Origin of the sequence: Anaerosalibacter sp. Marseille-P3206 (assembly GCF_900155565.1) — a bacterium.
In the GTDB taxonomy this organism is placed as follows: Bacteria; Bacillota; Clostridia; order Tissierellales; family Sporanaerobacteraceae; genus FUHM01.
On record NZ_FUHM01000002.1, the window covers coordinates 2,183,703 to 2,204,505 of the forward strand.

The window sequence follows — 20,803 nt, forward strand, 5'->3', positions numbered from 1 at the left end:
AAAGTAATGGACAATGCAATTATTGTTGATTCTTTAAATTTTGGATATTCTAGGGAACTAGTCCTAAAAGAGATTTCTTTTTCAGTGGAAAAGGGACAATTTATAAGTATAATTGGGCCTAATGGTTCTGGAAAGTCTACATTATTAAAGAACTTAGCTAATATTTATTCACCTATAAATGGGAAGATAGATATTGATGGGAGAAATATTATAGACTATAAGAAAAAAGAATTGGCTAAGAAAATAGCATTAGTACCTCAAGATACTACAATATCTTATGGTTTTTCAGTGTTTGATATAGTTTTGATGGGTAGGTTTCCATACATAGGAAGGTTTGAAAAGGAGTCAGAAGCAGATTATGAAATGGTAGTAGAAGCCCTAAAACTTACAAATACTTTTCACTTAAGAGATAGAAGTATTAATGAAATAAGTGGTGGGGAAAGACAGAGGGTCATAATAGCAAGAGCCCTTGTACAAGAACCAGATATTATATTTTTAGACGAACCTACTAGTCATCTTGATATAAATCATCAAATAGACTTGCTTACACTTTTGAGAAAACTAAATAGAGAAAGGAATACAACTATTATACTTGTTATTCATGATATTAATTTAGCTTGTAGATATAGTGATCAGATTCTTTTAATGGATAAAGGAGAAATTTTGAGTTTTGGCAAACCTACAGATGTAATAACTAGGGAAAATATTGAAGATTCCTATGGACTTAATGTGATTATAGAGCAAAATCCTTATACTGATAGTCTTTACATAGTACCTCTTTCGTTAAAAAATAGAAATTCCATCAAAAAACCTAAAGTAAAAATTCATGTAATAGCTGGAGGAGGAAGTGGAGGAGAAATACTTAGTAAATTAGAAGAAAAAGGGTTTGATGTCTCTTTAGGAGTAATAAATGTTGGAGACAGTGATTGGCATTTGGCAAAAAAATTGTCTTTAAAAACTGTTGACGAAATACCTTTTTCTGAAATAAGTGAAGAATCCTATAAGAAGAATCTAGAGTATATTAGTAAGTCAGATATAATAATACTAACTAGTACTGCCTATGGAAATGGAAATTTAAAAAACTTACAAAGTGCATATGAAGCGTTAAAAATCGGTAAAGCGGTTTACTTGGTAGACAACTACAGAAGTGATAATGAATTCGACTATACAGGTGGAATAGCACTTAGCATATTAGACAAAATGAAAAATAAAGGATTATTTATAGTTAATTCAGTAGATGAGATAATAGAGAAGGTTTTTTAGGCCTTCTTTTTTTAAACTAATACTGGGATGTATTGTGAGCATAGAGAAATATTTATAAATTTTGATTATATTTATTAAAAAGTACACATTTTTATGGTATACTCTTATTTGATTTTAAGAATGGAGGTATATAAATGAACAGTAAACTAATTGCAATAGATATGGATGGTACATTATTAAATAGTGAAAACAAAATATCTGAAAGAAATATATCAGCAATTAAAAAAGCATCAGATTTGGGAGTTAAAATTGTATTATGTACTGGTAGGATTTTTACATCTGCATTGTATTATTCTAATGCACTAGAATTAAGTACGCCTATAATAGCTTGTAATGGAGCTTATATAGCAGAAAAGGACAAGTCTAAAATAATATATGCAAATCCTATATCTTTAGAATGCACTAAAGAAGTAATTAATATTGCGGAACAAGAAGGTATGTACTATCATTTTTATGATGATTCTAAGTTTTATGCTAGAGAACTTACAAAAACAGTAGAGAACTATTATAGATGGAATATTGATAAAGCCGACAAGGATAGGCTAAATATAAATATAATAGATAATCCATCAGAAACTGTTGAAAGAGAAAAAACTAATGTATATAAGTTTGTATTTGTTGAAGATGATGGTGAAAAATTAAAAAAATTTAGAAGCAAACTTTCTTTTGTTGAGGGAATTGAAGTATCTAGCTCTTGGTGGAACAATATGGAGATTATGAATAAAGGAGTTTCTAAAGGGAAAGCTTTAAATGTATTATGTGACTTATTAGATATAGATAGTAAAAATGTAATGGCAATAGGAGATAATGAAAATGATATCCCTATGTTAAAGTTTGCAGGTACAGGTGTAGCTATGGGAAATGGAGAAGATATAGTAAAAGAAAATGCTGATTTTGTAACTGATACCAATGAAGAAGATGGAGTTGCAAAGGCTATTGAAAAGTTTATTATATAGTTAAAGGAGATAATATTATGGCTATGAATATTGTGCTTATAGAACCTGAAATACCACAAAACACTGGTAATATTGCAAGAACATGTGCTTTAACTGAAACAAAACTACATTTAGTAAGACCACTAGGTTTTTCAATTGACGATAAACATTTAAAGAGGGCAGGACTTGATTATTGGCATTTGGTTGATATTAGTTATTATGATAGTTTTGATGAACTTTTAGCAAAACACAGCAAAGAATCATTTTTCTATGCAACAACTAAAGGAAAGAATAGTTATACTGATATGAAGTTTTTTGAAAATTGTTTTATAGTTTTTGGCAAGGAAACAAAGGGATTGCCTATGGATTTACTTTCAAGCAACTGGGATAGGACAATAAGAATTCCTATGAAAAAAGGGATACCTAGATCTTTAAATCTCGCTAACTCAGTAAATATTATTCTTTTTGAGGGATTGAGGCAGATTGGGTTCCCAGGTTTAGAATAAAGTAATGAGAGGGGGCTATTAAATGGAAATTGCTGTTGGCGTTTTAGGTGGGTTAGGTCTTTTTCTATATGGTATGAATTTAATGGGAACAGGTCTTCAAAAGGCAGCTGGCGAAAAACTAAAAAAACTTATTGAAGTACTTACTAATAACCGACTTATGGGGGTATTAGTAGGAGCACTAGTTACTATGATTATACAAAGTAGTAGTGCTACTACAGTTATGGTTATAGGTTTTGTAAATGCAGGAATTATGACTCTTAATCAGGCAGTAGGTGTAATAATGGGAGCAAATATAGGTACTACTGTTACTGCTCAGCTTATTGCTTTTAATCTGACAGATTTAGCACCATTAGCTGTAGCAATAGGTGTAGCAATATGGTTATTTGCTTCTAAAAAAAGAGCTAAAGATGTGGCAGAGATTATGATAGGTTTTGGAATACTATTTATTGGCATGGATATTATGGGTAGCAGTTTAGCACCACTAGCTGATAATCCTAAATTTGCTAGTATTATGGCAAATCTAAATGATCCGTTCTTGGGTGTATTAGTAGGATTAGGCTTAACTACTGTTTTGCAAAGTAGTAGTGCTTCTATTGGTCTACTACAGGCATTGGCTGGTCAAGGACTTATAAATATTAACATGGCTTTTCCAATATTATTTGGAGATAATATTGGTACTACCACTACAGCTTTACTATCAAGTATAGGAACAAACAAAACGGCTAAGAGAGCAGCAATTATTCACTTTTTATTTAATTTAATAGGAACAATTGTTTTTATGACGGTATTAAGGATTCCTATACAAGCGTTAGTTACTAAGCTAAATCCCGGAGATATACAAAGACAAATAGCTAATTCACATACATTATTTAATTTGATAAATGTAGCTATTCAATTTCCATTTGCAGGATTTTTGGTTAAAATTGCAAACAAACTTGTACCAGGAGAAATTGAAGATGAACCAATTGGGCCAAAATATTTTGACTTACGTATTATAGAAACACCAGCTATAGCTGTTGGGCAAGTATCAAAAGAAGTATATAGAATGGCAAAAATAGTTGAAGAAAATGTAAGAATGTCATTTAAGGGTTTTGTAGAAGAAAATGAAAAAGTGATAAAAGAAGTATTTGAACAGGAAAAAGTTATCAATAAATTAGAAAGAGATATTACAGCGTATTTGGTAGAATTGTCAAATGCACCATTGACAGATGAACAGCATTGTTTAGTAAATACACTATTTAATGCAATAAATGATATTGAAAGAGTTGGAGATCACGCAGATAATATTGCAGAACTAGCACAATATCGAATTGATAATAATATAATGTTTTCAGACAATGCTATTAAGGAATTGGAAGTTATGTTTGGAAAGGTAGAAAAAGTGTATATTACTGCTGTTGATTGTTTTAACAATAATGATATAAACAAAGCGAAACAGGTTTTGGTTCTTGAGGAAGAAGTAGACTCAATGGAAAAGCAGTACAGAGCTAATCATATAGATAGATTAAATAAACTATTATGCCAGCCTAGTTCTGGAGTAGTTTTTTTAGATGTAATAAGTAATTTAGAGAGAATTTCAGACCATTCATCAAATATTGCAAATTATACTATTGATAAAAATTAATAAATTATGTATTGATAAATTTTATAGTATTAAATTTAATTATTATTTATCTAAATAGTTGTAATTAATATGTTTATATATTATAATAAAAGTGAAAAGTCGGAAAATGCAAAAAATGCTAATAAAAATAAGCTGAATGATAGATGCGGGAGAGACCAATTTTTGGCGCCGAAGGAGTAAGTTGTGGATTTGCCATTCCATTATGAAGCTCTCAGGCAAAAGGACCGTGTTTGGACAGCTCTCTGGAAAGCGAAAGCACCGAAGGAGCAACCCTCTACGAGGAGAATCTCTCAGGTTATTATACAGAGTAGATGGGCATTATAATACCATCTATTCTGTTTTTTTATCAAAAAAATAGATTTGGGAGAAAATGTAATATATATTTTTATTTAAGGAGAGTATTTATGGGTAATAATATTATAATAACTAATAACCCACTAGTTAAAGAGAAATATGATGAAATGTTTTTAGTGGAATACTATGATTTAGGTTTTTTAGAGCTGTTAGAATTAGTTAGAGACAAAATACATTTAGGGTACAAGCTTTTAACTCATCCACTGTCAAGTAGTGTTAAACCAAATGAAACTCCATATAAAACTATTATAGTTTCAACTGGTGAAAAACTAGATAATGATTCATTACTTATTATTGAAAATGGTATTTTAACAGCTAAAAAATTAATAAAAGATACTGGGCTTCCTAAGTGGAATGAAAGTATACTAGAAGATTTTCAAGTTGTAGATTTATCAGTTATAGAAGGGGCTTTAAATCGATTATAAAAGTATAAGTTAAAACATTTTTGGTAAATTTAATACCAAATATATTATAATATTTTTTAAGGAGGAGATACCTATGACAGATATTTATGATGTAGTCATCATTGGCTCTGGCCCAGCTGGTCTTGCAGCAGGATTATATGCAGCTAGAGCAAGACTTAAAACTGTAATAATAGAAAAAGAAAAAGCTGGAGGACAAATAGTTACTACTGAAGAAGTTGCTAACTACCCAGGTAGTATTGAAAATGCCAGTGGTCCTTCACTGATAGCTAGAATGGTAGAACAAGCTGATGAATTTGGAGCAGAAAGAGTTCTTGATACAATAACTGAAGTTGAATTAGAAGGAAAGATAAAGGTTCTAAAAGGTAAGAAGAACGAGTATAAGGCAAAGGCAGTAATAATGGCAACAGGTGCAAAACCAAGACCAATAGGATGTCCTGGGGAAAAAGAATTGACAGGAAAAGGTGTATCCTACTGTGCAACTTGTGATGGAGCATTCTTTGAAGATTTAGAGATATTTGTTATAGGTGGAGGAGATTCAGCAGTTGAAGAAGCACTTTTCTTAACTAAGTTTGCTAGAAAAGTGACAATCGTTCACAGAAGAGATGAATTAAGAGCTGCTAAATCCATTCAAGAAAAGGCGTTTAAGAATGAAAAAGTTGATTTCTTATGGAATTCAGTTGTTGAAGAAATAAAAGGTGATGGTATTGTAGAATCAATGGTTGTAAAGAATACTGTTACTGGAGAATTAACTGAAATAGTTGCTGATGAAGATGATGGAACTTTTGGAATTTTCGTATTTGTAGGGTACTTACCAGAAACTAAATTGTTTGATGGATTAGTTGAAATGGAAAAAGGATATATTAAGACAGACGCAGATATGCATACAAGTATTCCAGGTGTATTTGCAGCAGGAGATTGTAGAGTAAAATCTTTAAGACAAGTAGTTACGGCTACTGCTGATGGGGCTATAGCTGCTGTTCAAGCAGAGAGATATATAGGTGAAGTATTTGATATTTAATAAAATATCAGACAATTTTTAATATTAATTAGGAGGGATTCTAATGTTAGAACTAGACAAAAAGAATTTTGAAGAAGAAGTATTAAAGGCTGATGGTTATGTATTGGTAGATTTTTGGAGTGATGGTTGTGAACCATGTAAGGCTCTTATGCCACATGTTCATGAACTAGCTGAAAAATATGATGGTAAAATGAAATTTACATCACTTAATACTATGAAGGCAAGAAGACTTGCTATTTCACAAAAGATATTAGGTTTACCAGTTATAGCAATATATAAAGATGGAGAAAAAGTTGACGAGAGAGTAAAAGAAGACGCTACAATCGAAAATATTGAAGAAATGATTAAAAAGTATATTTAGCTTTTAGTTCTGGGCTTTATGCCCAGAATTAGAATATATATTTCCAAAGATTAAGAGGAGGTGACTATATGCGTCTTGAATTAGGTCATATAAACATCAAAGATGTTCAGTTTGGAAGTGAAACAAAAATTGACAATGGAACTTTATTTGTAAACAAGGATGAGATAATTTCCATAGTCAAAGAAGATGAACACTTTACAAGTGTTGATGTTGAATTAGCTAGACCAGGTGAAAGTGTAAGAATCACACCTGTAAAAGACGTAATTGAACCAAGAGTTAAAGTTGAGGGTCCAGGAGGAGTATTCCCAGGGATGATTTCAAAGGTTGAAACTGTAGGTTCAGGTAAAACTTATGTATTAAAGGGATGTGCTGTAGTTACAACAGGAAAGATTGTTGGGTTCCAAGAAGGAATTATTGATATGACAGGACCCGGAGCAGAATACACTCCTTTTTCTAAGTTGAACAATGTGGTTTTAGTATGTGAACCAAGAGAAGGATTAAAACAACATGAGCATGAAAAAGCATTAAGAATGGCAGGATTTAAAATAGCAACATATCTTGGAGAAGTAGCAAGAGAACTTACACCAGATACTGTTGAAACTTTTGAAACACTACCATTACTTGAAAATTTAGAAAAATATCCTGATTTACCAAAGGTAGCTTATGTTCAAATGCTTCAAAGTCAAGGATTAATGCATGATACCTATGTATATGGTGTAGATGCTAAACAAATTGTTCCTACTATTCTTTATCCAACAGAAATCATGGATGGAGCAATTGTAAGCGGAAACTGTGTATCAGCATGTGATAAAAATACAACTTATCATCATCTAAACAATCCAGTAGTAGCAGACATGTATAAAGCTCATGGTAAGGAAATAAACTTCTTAGGTGTAATAATCACTAATGAAAATGTTTACCTTGCTGATAAGGAAAGGTCTTCAAATTGGACTGCTAAATTGACAGAATATCTTGGATTAGATGGTGTAATAGTATCTCAAGAGGGATTTGGTAACCCAGATACTGACCTTATAATGAATTGTAAGAAGATTGAAAAGAAAGGCGTTAGAACAGTAATCATTACTGACGAATATGCTGGAAGAGACGGTGCAAGTCAATCACTTGCAGACGCTGATCCACTAGCAGATGCAGTTGTTACTGGTGGAAATGCTAATGAAGTTATAACACTACCACCTATGGACAAAGTTATAGGACATATTGATTATGTAGATACTATAGCTGGAGGATTTGATGGTAGTTTGAACAAAGATGGTTCAATAGTAGTAGAACTACAAGCTATTACAGGAGCAACAAATGAACTTGGTTTCAATAAATTAACTGCAAAAGGTTACTAAAATAATTTTTTAAAATAATAAGAAAGGAAGTGGAAATATGTCAAGATATGATGGTAAAAAAGTAATCATCATTGGCGATAGAGACGGTATACCAGGACCAGCTATTGAAGAATGTTTAAAATCTACTGGTGCTGAAGTCGTATTTTCATCAACTGAATGTTTTGTCTGAACTGCTGCAGGAGCTATGGACTTAGAAAATCAAAAGAGGGTTAAAGAATTAACTGAAAAATATGGTGCAGAAAATGTAATCGTATTAATCGGTGCTGCTGAAGGAGAAGCTGCTGGATTAGCAGCAGAAACTGTTACAGCAGGAGACCCAACTTTTGCAGGTCCACTAGCAGGAGTCCAGTTAGGACTTAGAGTATATCACGCAGTAGAACCAGAATTCAAAGATGAAGTAGATCCAGAAGTATATGATGAACAAATAGGTATGATGGAAATGGTTCTTGATGTTGATGATATCATAGATGAAGTTAAGTCTATTAGAGATGAATTTACACAATTTGAAGATTAATACCCGTCGAAAAATACGAGAGGGGGGAAGACAATGGAAAAAATAAGAGTAGTCCATTATATAAATCAATTCTTTGCTGGTATAGGTGGAGAAGAAAAAGCTGATTATAAACCAGAGGTACGTGAAGGAGTTGTAGGGCCAGGTATGGCACTTAACGCTGGTTTTAAAGGTGAAGTAGAAATAGTAGCAACTGTTATCTGTGGTGACAGTTACTTTAATGAAAATCTAGAGGAAGCTAAAAAAGAAGTAATAGAAATGGTTAAAAAATACAACCCAGACCTATTTATAGCAGGTCCTGCATTTAACGCTGGTAGATATGGTGTTGCTTGCGGTACTATAACAGAAGCTGTACAACAGGAATTGGGAATACCAGTTTTAACAGGAATGTATGAAGAAAACCCTGGAGCAGACATGTTCAAGAAGAGTGTTTATATAGTTCCTACAAAGAACAGTGCAGCTGGTATGAGAGCTGCAGTTAAAAAGATGGTACCATTGGCTTTAAAACTTGGTAAAGGTGAGGAAATTGGTTCACCAGAAGAAGATAACTATATGTCAAGAGGTATTAGAAAGAACTACTTTGCTGAAAAGAGAGGTTCTGCTAGAGCAGTAGATATGTTAGTTAAGAAACTTAAAGGTGAAGAGTTCGTTACTGAATTTCCAATGCCTGACTTCGATAGAGTAGAGCCAAATCCAGCAGTAAAAGATATTACAAAAGCAAAAATTGCATTAGTTACTTCAGGAGGTATTGTACCAAAAGGAAATCCTGATCACATTGAATCTTCCAGTGCTTCCAAGTATGGTAAGTACGATATCGAAGGTATAATGGATTTAACTAGTGAAACACATGAAACAGCTCATGGTGGATATGACCCAGTATATGCAAATGAAGACTCAGATAGAGTTTTACCAGTAGATGTATTAAGAGATTTTGAAAAAGAAGGTAAAATAGGCAGTCTTCACAGATACTTCTATACAACAGTAGGTAATGGAACAGCTGTTGCAAGCGCTAAGGGTTTTGCGGCTGAATATGCAAAGGAATTAGTGGCTGATGGAGTAGATGCAGTTATATTAACTTCTACCTGAGGTACTTGTACACGTTGCGGTGCAACAATGGTAAAAGAAATTGAAAGGGCAGGAATCCCAGTAGTTCACATGTGTACTGTAACTCCTATTTCTATGACTGTAGGAGCAAATAGAATAGTACCAACTATTGCAATTCCTCACCCATTAGGAAATCCAAAGCTTGATCCAGCTGAAGAAAAAGCTTTGAGAAGAAAATTAGTAGAAAAAGCACTTGTTGCTTTAACTACAGAGGTAGAAGAACAAACTATATTTGAAGACTAATAATATTTGTAAATAACTTTAGGTGAGTGGTATTGCTGCTCACCTAAAGTTGAATATCACATTATATATAAATATTAGCGGAGGTGGAATTTTATGAATTATGCTGTAGTTAAAGGTGCTGGTTACATATTAGCACATACTCCAGATATGGTATTGCACAATGGTGCTACTCAAGCAACAGAAAGAGCAATAAATCCAGATTCAGATTATTTAAAGGAATTACCAAAGCATTTAAGAAGTTTTGAAGAAGTGGTTAGTTATCCACCAAATCAAACTTATATCGGGAATATTACTCCTGATGATTTAAAAGGGTATGAACAACCTTGGTTTGATAAAAAAGTAGATGGGGCAGATAGATATGGGAAATATGGTGAAATAATGCCTCAAGATGAGTTTATAGGACTTATGAAGATTGTAGATGCGTTTGATTTAGTGAAACTAAGTAAAGAATTTACAGCAGAAGTGAAGAAAGAATTAGAAGCACATAGCTATATTAGCGAAGAATTAATTGGAAAGCTTAAAGAAGGAGAAGAAATCTCAGAAATAGAAAAACTAATAAATGAACAAGGAGCAGAAGGATTGTATAACAACAACAAACTTGTTGGTTGTGTAAAGAGAGCTCATGATATAGATGTTAACCTTAATGCTCATACTATATTTGAAAATCTAGCAGTTAAAGCTTCAGGAGTATTGGCAGCATTATCCTTAGTGGAAAAAAACAATATTAATCCTGAAGATGTTGAATATGTTATTGAATGTTCAGAAGAAGCATGTGGGGATATTAACCAAAGAGGTGGAGGAAACTTTGCAAAATCCATAGCAGAATTAGCAGGATTTGTTAATGCAACAGGTTCTGATACTAGAGGATTCTGTGCAGCTCCTACACATTCAGTAATTGAAGCTGCAGCACTTGTTCAATCAGGAGTTTATAAAAATGTTGTAGTAGTTGGAGGTGGAGCTACTGCAAAGCTAGGTATGAATGGAAAAGACCATGTTAAGAAAGGTTTACCTATTTTAGAAGATGTACTTGGTGGATTTGCAATCCTTATTGGAGAAAATGATGGTGTGAATCCAATTCTTAGAACTGATTTAGTAGGAAGACATACAGTTGGCACAGGTTCATCTCCACAAGCAGTTATAACTTCTCTAGTAACAGCACCACTTGATAGAGGAAATCTAAAGATTACTGATATTGACAAATTTTCAGTTGAAATGCAAAATCCAGACATAACAAAACCAGCAGGAGCAGGAGATGTACCAACATCAAACTACAAGATGATAGCTGCACTTGGTGTTAAGAGAAAAGATATAGAGAGAAGTGAATTAAATACTTTCATTGAAAAACATGGAATGGAAGGTTGGGCGCCAACACAAGGTCATATTCCATCAGGAGTACCTTATATGGGATTTGGTAGAGAAGATATACTTGCAGGAAAGATAAACAAGGCTATGATAGTAGGGAAAGGAAGTCTTTTCCTAGGTAGAATGACTAATTTATTTGATGGTGTATCTATTGTAATCGAGAAAAATCCAGGAAAAGTAGATGAAGAAAAGGGAGTATCTGAAGAAGAAATTAAAAAGCTTGTAGCTGAAGCTATGAGAGATTTCGCGACTCATCTACTAAAGGAGTAGAGGTGATAATATGACTGATAATAATGTAAAAAAAATGATTGGAAAAGTTTTTAATGATATAGCTGATGCAATGGAAACAGGTCAATTTAGTAACAGAGTTAGAGTTGGTATAACTTCTTATGGAAGTGAACATGGAGTAGACAATGTAGTTAAAGGAGCAGAAATAGCTCAAAGTAGAGATTCTTCTATAGAAGTAGTTTTAATAGGGCCAAAGGTAGATAGTCCACTAACACAAGTAGTAGTTGAAAATGAAGAAGAAGGCTACAAGAAGATGGAAGAACTCCTTGACAGCGGTGAATTAGATGCAGCAGTAACAATGCATTATAGTTTTCCTATAGGAGTTTCAACAGTTGGTAGAGTTATAACACCTGGTAGAGGTAGGGAAATGTATATTGCTACTACTACAGGAACATCATCACCTCATAGAGTTGAAGCCATGGTAAGGAATGGTATATACGGAATCATAGCAGCAAAAGCTATGGGGGTTGAAAATCCAACAGTAGGTATATTGAATGTAGATGGTGCTAGACAAGTAGAAAGAGCACTAAAAGAATTAGATAAAAATGGATATAAAATAAACTTTACTGAATCACTAAGAGCTGATGGTGGTTGTGTAATGAGAGGAAACGACCTTCTTGCAGGTGTACCAGATGTTATGATAACTGATACCCTAACAGGAAATATTTTAATAAAAGTTTTCTCATCATTTACAACAGGTGGAGATTATGAATCCATTGGTTATGGTTATGGTCCAGGAATTGGTGAAGATTATGATAGAACAATACTTATCCTTTCAAGAGCTTCTGGAATTCCAGTTGTAGCAAATGCTATTAGTTATGGAGGAAGTTTAGCAAAAGGTAAAGTGATGAATGTTGCAAAAGATGAGTTTGAAAAAGTAAATAAAGCGAAGTTTAAAGAAATTCTTAAATCATTAACTAAAGATACAGCAAAAGAAGATAATGATGAAGAGGTTACTGCCCCACCAAAGGAAACTGTTACAGGTACTATTGCAGGGGTAGATATAATGGAATTAGAAGATGCAGTTAAAGTACTTTGGAAAAATGGACTTTATGCAGAAAGTGGAATGGGCTGTACTGGTCCAATTATAATGGTAAATGATACAAAACTAGAAAAGGCAACTGATATACTAGCTAAAAGCGGATATATTACAAAAGAATCAACAGTTTGTTAATAAATCATAAAACAAAATATCAAAAGCAAAGAAAATGTAACAATAATTTTGATATTAAAGAAGGATTTTAATAATATATGTAGAATTATATAAAGTGCGTTAAATATATTATTAAAATAAAGGAGGAGTTTTAATTGTCTAAAAAGATAATTGCAGTACTAATGATTGCAGTACTTGCATTCAGCCTTGTAGCATGTACAGATAGTGGCAAATCAGATGAAGGAAAAACAGATGAAGGCAAGGTAGAAAGTGATTTAAAAGTAGCTATGGTTACAGATGTTGGTGGTGTAAATGACCAATCATTTAACCAATCAGCTTGGGAAGGTTTACAACAAGCAGAAAAGGATTTTGGAGTAAAGGTTAGTTATCAAGAATCACATCAAGATGCTGATTTTGTTCCAAATCTAGAAACTCTTGTTGATGCTGAAAATGATATGATTTGGGGAATCGGATTTAAACTTGGTGATGCTATAAAAGAAGCAGCAGAAAAGAATCCAGATACCAAATATGGTATAGTTGACTTTTCATATGGTGATAAGACTCCTGAAAATGTAGTAGGAGTAGTGTTTAAAGCAGAACAACCATCTTTCCTTGTTGGCTACATAGCAGCAAAAATGACTGAAACTGGTACAGTAGGTTTCGTTGGTGGTATGGAAGGGGATGTAATCTGGGGATTTGATTACGGCTTCCACGCAGGTGTTGCTTATGCTAACAAAGTAAATGGAACAGATGTAAAAGTATTAAGACAATATGCTGAATCATTTAATGATGCAGCTAAAGGTAAAGCTATTACAAATAGTATGTATCAACAAGGAGCAGACATAGTATTCCACGCTGCAGGTGGAGTAGGTGATGGTGTTATTGAAGCAGCTAAAGAACAAGGTAAATGGGCTATAGGTGTAGATAGAGACCAAAATTATATGGCACCAGATAATGTTCTTACATCAGCTATGAAGAGAGTAGACCAAGGTATTTATTTAATTGTTAAAGATTTAGCTGATGGGAAGTTCACAGGAGGAGAAACTGTAGTATTAGGTCTTAAGGAAGGTGCTGTTGATATAGCTCCAACATCAGACAAACACGTTCCAAAGGAAATACTAGATGAAGTAGAAGGATTAAAGAAAGATATTATTGATGAAAAAATAGTAGTTCCAGTAAATGAAAAGACATTTGAAGAATACTTAGAAACATTAGAATAGTTATAACAGGCAGCTCAGGCAATATGTCTGAGCTGCTTAAGTATTAGAATAGGAGGTTACCCTATTGAATAATATAGATTTTTCAACCAAAGTTATTGAAATGAAAGGTATAACTAAGAAATTTGGCAATTTTGTAGCAAATGATAATATTGACCTAACAGTTCATAAGGGTGAAATACATGCACTATTAGGAGAAAATGGTGCAGGTAAAACCACTTTAATGAATGTGCTATATGGCTTATATACACCTACATCTGGGGAAATAATGATAAATGGTGAAAAAGTGGAAATAACAAATCCTAATATAGCAATACAACATGGTATTGGTATGGTTCATCAGCATTTTATGTTGGTTGATGTCTTTACTGTAGTAGAAAATATAATGCTAGGTATGGAAACTACAGTTAAGAAAGGTAATTGGGATACTGGTCGCTTAGATGTAAAGAAGGCAAGACAACAAGTAGAAGAATTGTCTAAGAAATATGGATTGTATGTTGATCCAGATGCTAAGATAGAAGATATAACAGTGGGTATGCAACAAAGAGTAGAAATATTAAAAGCACTCTATAGGGGAGCTGACATACTAATATTTGATGAACCTACAGCAGTTCTTACTCCGCAGGAAATTGATGAACTTATAGATATTATGAAAAACTTGACTAGTCAGGGAAAGACGATTATTATCATAACTCATAAATTAAAAGAGATTAAACAATCAGCAGATTTTTGTACAATAATTAGAAGAGGTAAAAAAATTGATACTGTTAAAGTAAGCGAAGTAACAGAAGAAGAGTTAGCTGAAAAAATGGTAGGTAGACAGGTTAATTTTGTGGTTGACAAAAAGGAATTGGAAAAAGGTGAAGTAGTTCTTGATATTGATAATATAGTTGTAAAGGATAATAGAAAGTTAAATGCTGTAGATGGATTATCACTTAAACTTCACGGTGGTGAAATATTAGGTATAGCTGGTATTGATGGAAATGGCCAGAGTGAATTGATTGAAGGTATAACTGGGCTTAGGCCTATTGAATCTGGAAAGGTTATGCTAAAAGGCGAAGATGTTGCCAACTCTACACCAAAACACATTATTGAAAAGGGAATGAGTACGATCCCAGAAGATAGACAGAGAAGGGGATTAGTTCTTGATTTTACAATTGGAGAAAACTTCATATTAGAGAATTACCACAAAGCACCTTTTTCAAAAAATGGAAGATTACAACATCCGCAAATCAGTAAAAATGCAAAGGAATTAATTGAGAAATTTGATGTTAGACCACAAGATGAAAATCAATATGCTAAAGCATTGTCAGGTGGAAATCAACAGAAAGTTATTATTGCAAGAGAAGTGTCAAATGATCCCGATGTATTAATTGCGGCACAGCCTACAAGGGGACTAGATGTAGGTGCAATTGAGTTTGTTCACAAATCTTTAGTAGAACAAAGGGATAGAGGAAAAGCAGTACTTCTCATTTCTTTTGAGTTAGATGAAATAATGAATCTTTCTGATAGAATAGCGGTTATATATGATGGTAAAATTGTTTCTATATTAGATGCAAAAGAAGCAGATGAAAAGACATTAGGATATCTTATGGCTGGAGGAGGTGTAGATGATGAAAGGCAATAAGCTCAAGTTTACTATTATAGCTATACTTTTAGGGCTAGTAATAGGAGCAATAATACTACTAATAACGGGTTATAACCCATTAGAAGCTTATGGAATAATGATAAGAGGAGTATTTGGGAAGCCAAAATTTATATCTTGGACAATTATTAAATCTACACCACTAATATTAACGGGTATTTCAGTAGCTTTTGCTTTTAAAACAGGGCTATTTAATATAGGTGCAGAGGGCCAATTTATTATTGGAGCATTAGTTGCTACACTTGTAGGATATTTTTGGCATTTACCACCAGTTATTCATGCTATTGTAGCATTACTTATGGCTTGTTTAGCAGCAGCAATATGGGGTGGTATAGCTGGTTTACTCAAGTCTAAATTTGGTGTAAATGAAGTTATTACTACTATAATGCTGAATTGGATAGCACTTTATTTTAGTAATTTCATGGTGTTTTGGGATAAATTCAAAAGACCTGAAAGCGAAGCTTCTCAAAAGATTTTAGAATCAGCTAGTATAGGATTACCTGAGAGTTGGAAGGCGTTATTTGGAGGATTTTTTGATGCACCAATAAACTGGGGTTTTTTAATAGCTATATTAGTAGCATTTTATGTAAGACATATATTGAAAAATACTACATTAGGATATGAATTAAGAGCTGTAGGATTTAACAAAGATGCAGCAGAGTATGGTGGTATTAATGTTAAAAAGAATACAGTTATTGCAATGATGATAGCAGGTGGAATAGCAGGTCTTGCAGGAGCTGTTCACGTATTAGGTGTAACTAGAGAAGTATCAATATTGGCTGCTATGGAAGGCAATGGCTTTGATGGTATAGCAGTATCATTAATAGGAGCTAATAATCCTATAGGATGTATATTTGCAGGACTATTATTTGGTGCATTGAAATATGGCGGATACAAGATACAGCCAGGAATGGGAGCACCATCCGAGATAATTAATATAGTTATAGGTATTATTGTATTATTTATAGCTATGCCTAAACTAATAGAAATGTTTAAAATGAGAAGAGTTAAGAAGAGAGGTGAAGAAGTTGAAAGCATTAAATGATTTAGGGTTAATCTTAGGAATAAGTTTAATGTATGCTGCACCATTAATGTATACAGCCCTAGGTGGAGTAATTAGTGAAAACTCTGGAGTTGTAAACATTGGGTTAGAAGGTATGATGACTATTGGAGCCTTTGTTGGTGCAACTGTAGGTTATTATTCAGGAAATCCTTGGCTAGCATTTTTGGCTGCAGGATTGGCTGGAGGTATATTGGCGTTACTTCATGCAATAGCTTGTGTAACTTTTACAGCAGAGCAAGTTGTATCTGGTATTGCTATCAACTTTTTAGGGCCTGGTTTAGCTCTTTTCCTAAGTAGAATTTTCTTTGATGGAGCAACCATGACTAAACCTATTCAATTGGATAATAAAATGCCAAGGCCACTAAACGGGGTATTTGCTCAAAACTCATTTTTGGATTTGGTATTTAACCAATATGCAACAGTATATATAGCGTTTATTTTAGTTTTGGTAGTTTGGTATTTACTATATAAGACCAGATTAGGACTAAGAATTAGATCTGTTGGAGAACATCCAAGAGCTGCAGATACATTAGGTATAAATGTATTTAAAACAAAATATCTTGCTGTAATACTTTCTGGAGTCTTTGCAGGTTTTGGTGGAGCTGCTATGAGTTTAGCAGTGGTATCAAATTTTAGACAAACTTTGATATCGGGGCAAGGTTTTATAGCCTTAGCAGCAATGATATTTGGAAAGTGGACACCACATGGTTCTATGTGGGCTTGTTTAATCTTTGGTTTAGCACAGGGATTAGTAGTATATTTAGGTGGTACAGATATAGCAGTATCATCTCAATTGCTAGCTATGATCCCTTATGTAATTACCTTAGTAATCCTTATGGGATTTGTAGGTAGAGCAACAGGTCCAGCAGCAAATGGTATACCATATCAAAAAAACCAAGAATAATATAATAAAAAAAGCTACTCATAGAAATGACTTCTATGAGTAGCTTTTTCAGGTTATTTCCCAGGAAATATTATTGTTGATTGTAGTGTATAATGCTTTCTATTCTTTCTGGTTCTGGATCTATTTCTCCAAATGGTACTACAATGGTTAAATTAGCTAATACTGTAAGAGATAAAAATAATGATAAGAATGCTTTTTTGTACTTCATCATATTTTTTCATCCCCTTCTTATTTATTTAGTATTTCTTGGATTAATTCTTTGACCAAAGAATTATATCCATTATCAAGATAGTATAAAACTAAATTTAATAGTAGCTTAGTTTTATCATCAATATCAATATCAATTAAATTTTCTTTTATTTTTTCTATGTATAGATTAATTTTTACAGTGTTATTTGTTTTGGTACTAAGTTCAAAAATTTTTAATAGAACTTTTGAGAACAAATTTTTTTGATTATTTTTTTTCGAGATAACAAGAGAATTTTCCAAATATTTCATTGTTAAATCATAATCCTCTAAAAAATAATAGGCATTTGACATTTCAAAATATATTTTTGCTAAATAAGATGAGTTTTCATTTACATTTGGGATATATTTATTTAATATATTTAGATGTTCAATTACTTTTGGAATATCATTATTTTTAATAAACATATCTATAATATTAGTATATATTAGACATAATTCATCAGAATTTGTTTCATTGTCTGATATTTCCAATAATTCTTTGTATATACTTAAAGCTTTATTATAATTTTTTTTATTGGAGTAGCAAAGTGCTTCTAATGTCATAATCTTTTTCAATGTTTTATTATTAGTATTATTAATAAGTTTTTTAGCTAAGACTAATTCTTCTAGACTCTTATCAAATTGATTTAAATTCTTATATGCAAGAGCATTATTATAGTGAAATATTCCTTTATGTTCATCTATCATATCATTATTACTTAATAACCCTAAATTCCCCAATGTAATTGCTTCTTGATATTTTCCAGTATTGATGCAATTAGAAACTAATTTCGATATTAACTTATAATTGCTTTTAATATCTGAAAACATAAAAGAACATTCTAAAGCCTTGGTTAAATAAATAAATTCTTTATTAGATTCACTAGAGTAGTAAAATATATCACCAAGAAGTTCGTATATTTTTACTTTCTTGTCATTTAAATTCCAATTGTTTAAAAAGAGTTCTATTTCTTGCAGTTTTTCTGTTTCAATATTATAGTTTTTTTCATTTAAATAATTTTGTAATTGTTGAATATATAAATCGGCTTTTTTCTTTGCATCATACCTTTTTGGATTTAGTATATCTTCAGTTTCAATATAAATATCTAGCCCTCTTTCTTTCATAATCAAGTTCATATTTTGTGAAATTATTTTAGCATTAGTTTCAGATAGTGGTGTTTTATTATTTTCGATGAGACTAATTAAATTTCTTGTAATCTCTCCCCCAGTTATTTCACTTTGCCTAAGATTTAATTCTTTTCTAATTCTTCTTAAATTTTGACCTATAGTTATTAGTGTATTGTTTTTCATAACATCATCCTTTATTATTGTGTTACTTTGATTATATTATACAATATAAAGATTTATTAGTAAAGATATTTACATCTCGGGAAAAATATGATATGACTAGTAAAATGCATATTTCAAAATTAGAAACATCTAAGGAAGATAATAAACCTGAATTCAAAGTAGTACTTTTAGACAAAGAGATAAAAAATGAGTATGTTAAGGATTTTACATTATTTAAACTAGTATTAATAATAAAAGGTTTCTCCCTACAAAAGTAATATGTCGAAAAACAAATAATTTTGTACATTAGATAATTATCTGATATAATACTAACATATATTGTTTATAGTAAGGATTAAATTAGTTGGGAGAGTGAGTTTTAATGAGATTAGGTTATGATTTGACCCTTGAACAATCTCAAAAATTAGTAATGACACCAGAGTTGAGGCAGGCAATTCAGTTACTTCAATTTTCAAGTATGGAGTTGAAAGAATATTTAGAAAAACAATTGGAATCAAATCCTCTATTGGAAATTGAAGGCTCTTCTGATGATTATGAAAATATAGAGGAAGTAACTAAAGAAAATGAAGAAATTGATTGGAAAGAGTTTGTAGATAGCTATGATGATTTTAGTTATACTGGTCCAAGAGAGCGAAAAGATAGTGAAGTAAATTATGATGGGTTTGTTACTTATTCGTCTTCTTTAAAGGAACATTTATATTTGCAATTAAACTTAAATTTTTCAGATAAATTAGAAATAAACATAGGTGAATTTATTATTGAAAATATAGATGAAAATGGCTATTTGACAACTACTATAGAAGATATATGTGATGAACTGTGTGTTTCTTATGAACTTGGGGAAAAGGTTTTACTTCAGATACAAAGTTTTGATCCTGTAGGTGTTGGTGCTAGATCATTAGAAGAATGTTTAGTTATTCAACTAAGAGATAGAAAAATAGAAAATGAAAAAATATACTCAATAGTAGAAAGCTATTTAGAAGATGTAGCACACAATAGACTTAATAAAATATCAAAAGAGTTAGAGATAAGTTTAAAAGAAGTCCAAGATATTTGTGATTTTATAAAGAGCTTAGAGCCTAAGCCCGGGAGAGCTTTTTCAGGTGAAGTTAGCGAAGTTAAGTACATCACTCCAGATGTAACACTTACAATTGTAGATGGAGAATATGTAATAATTTTAAATGATATTACAGGCCCTAGATTAAATATAAATAGTTTTTATAAGGAGTTAATTTCTAGCTCTGATGATGAAAATGCAACTACTTTTTTAACAAATAAACTTAATTCGGCACTGTGGATTATTAGAAGTATTGAGCAAAGAAGAATGACTATATATAATGTTGTTGAATCAATACTAAAGTTCCAAGATGAATTTTTAAAAAAAGGAGAGAAGGCACTAAAACCCTTAACATTAAAAGATGTGGCAGAGGATATAGGAGTTCATGAATCTACTGTTAGTAGAGCTACAAGTGGAAAATACATTCAAACTCCAAGAGGATTATTTGAATTAAAATATTTTTTCACAACAGGAGTTTCATCTGGAAAAGGAGATATTTCTGCTACTAGTATTAAGGCGTTAATTAAGGATTTAATTGAAGAAGAAGATCCTACAAAACCTTATAGTGATCAACAAATAGCAAATATACTTGAAAGTAATAGTATTGAAATCTCTAGGAGAACTATAGCAAAATATAGAGATGAATTAAATATCCCTTCTTCATCATTAAGAAGAAGATACTGATACTAAAGCCTTTGTTTAAAAATAAAGGCTTTTACCTTATAACTCATAGGAAAGTTCTAGTTTTCCTTATTACAAAACTTTCCGAAATGAGTTTCAAAAAGGGTTTCCTTGTAATGTTTCCATAGCAGCCTTTTTTATAGACTTGCAATAGTTCATATTATGTCATATAATATATTTGTAATTTGATTTGAT

At 32.0% G+C, this 20,803-nt stretch carries 20 protein-coding genes and 1 riboswitch; of the genes, 18 read left to right on the forward strand and 2 right to left on the reverse strand.

Going from position 1 to position 20,803, the window contains the following annotated elements; all coding sequences use genetic code 11:
* Positions 1-6 precede the first annotated feature (6 nt).
* The 16 genes from BQ9840_RS11845 to BQ9840_RS11925 all read left to right on the forward strand — a co-directional run bounded on the left by BQ9840_RS11845 (position 7) and on the right by BQ9840_RS11925 (position 17,331).
* Positions 7-1,263 (forward strand): ABC transporter ATP-binding protein, encoded by a 1,257-nt coding sequence (locus BQ9840_RS11845; RefSeq protein ID WP_077369968.1) that lies wholly within the window; start codon positions 7-9, stop codon positions 1,261-1,263.
* A gap of 134 nt (positions 1,264-1,397) precedes the next feature.
* Entirely contained in the window at positions 1,398-2,219 is an 822-nt protein-coding gene (locus BQ9840_RS11850; protein ID WP_077369969.1) for a Cof-type HAD-IIB family hydrolase, read from the forward strand.
* Between the two features lie 17 nt (positions 2,220-2,236).
* The gene (locus BQ9840_RS11855) at positions 2,237-2,704 is read left to right on the forward strand and encodes a tRNA (cytidine(34)-2'-O)-methyltransferase (RefSeq protein WP_077369970.1); all 468 of its coding nucleotides are present in this window, start codon (positions 2,237-2,239) and stop codon (positions 2,702-2,704) included.
* Between the two features lie 22 nt (positions 2,705-2,726).
* Positions 2,727-4,328 (forward strand): Na/Pi cotransporter family protein, encoded by a 1,602-nt coding sequence (locus tag BQ9840_RS11860; protein WP_077369971.1) that lies wholly within the window; start codon positions 2,727-2,729, stop codon positions 4,326-4,328.
* A gap of 136 nt (positions 4,329-4,464) precedes the next feature.
* A riboswitch (glycine riboswitch) is annotated at positions 4,465-4,565 on the forward strand.
* Positions 4,566-4,732: 167 nt separating this feature from the next.
* Positions 4,733-5,107, forward strand: coding sequence for a GrdX family protein (locus BQ9840_RS11865; RefSeq protein WP_077369972.1), 375 nt, complete (start codon positions 4,733-4,735; stop codon positions 5,105-5,107).
* A 73-nt stretch (positions 5,108-5,180) separates the two neighbouring features.
* Positions 5,181-6,125 carry a thioredoxin-disulfide reductase gene (trxB, locus tag BQ9840_RS11870; RefSeq protein ID WP_077369973.1) on the forward strand — a complete coding sequence of 315 codons (945 nt, stop codon included), beginning with the start codon at positions 5,181-5,183 and terminating at the stop codon, positions 6,123-6,125.
* A gap of 43 nt (positions 6,126-6,168) precedes the next feature.
* Positions 6,169-6,486 carry a thioredoxin TrxA gene (locus tag BQ9840_RS11875; RefSeq protein WP_077369974.1) on the forward strand — a complete coding sequence of 106 codons (318 nt, stop codon included), beginning with the start codon at positions 6,169-6,171 and terminating at the stop codon, positions 6,484-6,486.
* A 68-nt stretch (positions 6,487-6,554) separates the two neighbouring features.
* Positions 6,555-7,841, forward strand: a complete 1,287-nt coding sequence (locus tag BQ9840_RS11880; protein WP_077369975.1) for a glycine/sarcosine/betaine reductase component B subunit — start codon at positions 6,555-6,557, stop codon at positions 7,839-7,841.
* 37 nt (positions 7,842-7,878) lie between these two features.
* Positions 7,879-8,355: a glycine/sarcosine/betaine reductase complex selenoprotein A gene (gene grdA / locus BQ9840_RS11885; protein WP_077369976.1), complete on the forward strand. Its 477-nt coding sequence runs from the start codon at positions 7,879-7,881 to the stop codon at positions 8,353-8,355.
* 33 nt (positions 8,356-8,388) lie between these two features.
* Positions 8,389-9,699, forward strand: a complete 1,311-nt coding sequence (gene grdB / locus BQ9840_RS11890) for a glycine reductase complex selenoprotein B (RefSeq protein ID WP_083717924.1) — start codon at positions 8,389-8,391, stop codon at positions 9,697-9,699.
* Positions 9,700-9,792: 93 nt separating this feature from the next.
* Positions 9,793-11,331 (forward strand): glycine/sarcosine/betaine reductase complex component C subunit beta, encoded by a 1,539-nt coding sequence (gene grdC, locus BQ9840_RS11900; protein ID WP_077369979.1) that lies wholly within the window; start codon positions 9,793-9,795, stop codon positions 11,329-11,331.
* Between the two features lie 10 nt (positions 11,332-11,341).
* The gene (gene grdD / locus BQ9840_RS11905; RefSeq protein ID WP_077369980.1) at positions 11,342-12,523 is read left to right on the forward strand and encodes a glycine/sarcosine/betaine reductase complex component C subunit alpha; all 1,182 of its coding nucleotides are present in this window, start codon (positions 11,342-11,344) and stop codon (positions 12,521-12,523) included.
* Between the two features lie 134 nt (positions 12,524-12,657).
* Entirely contained in the window at positions 12,658-13,722 is a 1,065-nt protein-coding gene (locus tag BQ9840_RS11910) for a BMP family lipoprotein (protein ID WP_077369981.1), read from the forward strand.
* A 100-nt stretch (positions 13,723-13,822) separates the two neighbouring features.
* On the forward strand, positions 13,823-15,346 hold the full coding sequence (locus BQ9840_RS11915; RefSeq protein ID WP_097677512.1) for an ABC transporter ATP-binding protein: 1,524 nt from the start codon (positions 13,823-13,825) through the stop codon (positions 15,344-15,346).
* Positions 15,333-16,409 (forward strand): ABC transporter permease, encoded by a 1,077-nt coding sequence (locus tag BQ9840_RS11920; protein WP_077369983.1) that lies wholly within the window; start codon positions 15,333-15,335, stop codon positions 16,407-16,409. Before BQ9840_RS11915 ends, BQ9840_RS11920 begins: the two co-directional genes overlap by 14 nt.
* Positions 16,410-16,437: 28 nt before the next feature.
* Positions 16,438-17,331 (forward strand): ABC transporter permease, encoded by an 894-nt coding sequence (locus BQ9840_RS11925; protein WP_077370172.1) that lies wholly within the window; start codon positions 16,438-16,440, stop codon positions 17,329-17,331.
* A 70-nt stretch (positions 17,332-17,401) separates the two neighbouring features.
* Here the strand turns inward: BQ9840_RS11925 and BQ9840_RS12650 are convergent, their stop codons facing one another.
* Both BQ9840_RS12650 and BQ9840_RS11930 read right to left on the reverse strand, forming a co-directional pair.
* Positions 17,402-17,542, reverse strand: coding sequence for a hypothetical protein (locus BQ9840_RS12650; RefSeq protein WP_159436173.1), 141 nt, complete (start codon positions 17,540-17,542; stop codon positions 17,402-17,404).
* A 17-nt stretch (positions 17,543-17,559) separates the two neighbouring features.
* Complete coding sequence (locus tag BQ9840_RS11930; protein ID WP_077369984.1) at positions 17,560-18,870, reverse strand: helix-turn-helix domain-containing protein; 1,311 nt, start codon at positions 18,868-18,870, stop codon at positions 17,560-17,562.
* Between the two features lie 17 nt (positions 18,871-18,887).
* Between BQ9840_RS11930 and BQ9840_RS12655 the strand changes: the two genes are divergently transcribed.
* Together BQ9840_RS12655 and rpoN are read left to right on the forward strand one after the other, a co-directional pair.
* Positions 18,888-19,127: a hypothetical protein gene (locus BQ9840_RS12655; RefSeq protein ID WP_159436174.1), complete on the forward strand. Its 240-nt coding sequence runs from the start codon at positions 18,888-18,890 to the stop codon at positions 19,125-19,127.
* 104 nt (positions 19,128-19,231) lie between these two features.
* Positions 19,232-20,611, forward strand: a complete 1,380-nt coding sequence (rpoN, locus tag BQ9840_RS11935) for an RNA polymerase factor sigma-54 (RefSeq protein WP_077369985.1) — start codon at positions 19,232-19,234, stop codon at positions 20,609-20,611.
* Positions 20,612-20,803: the final 192 nt, after the last annotated feature.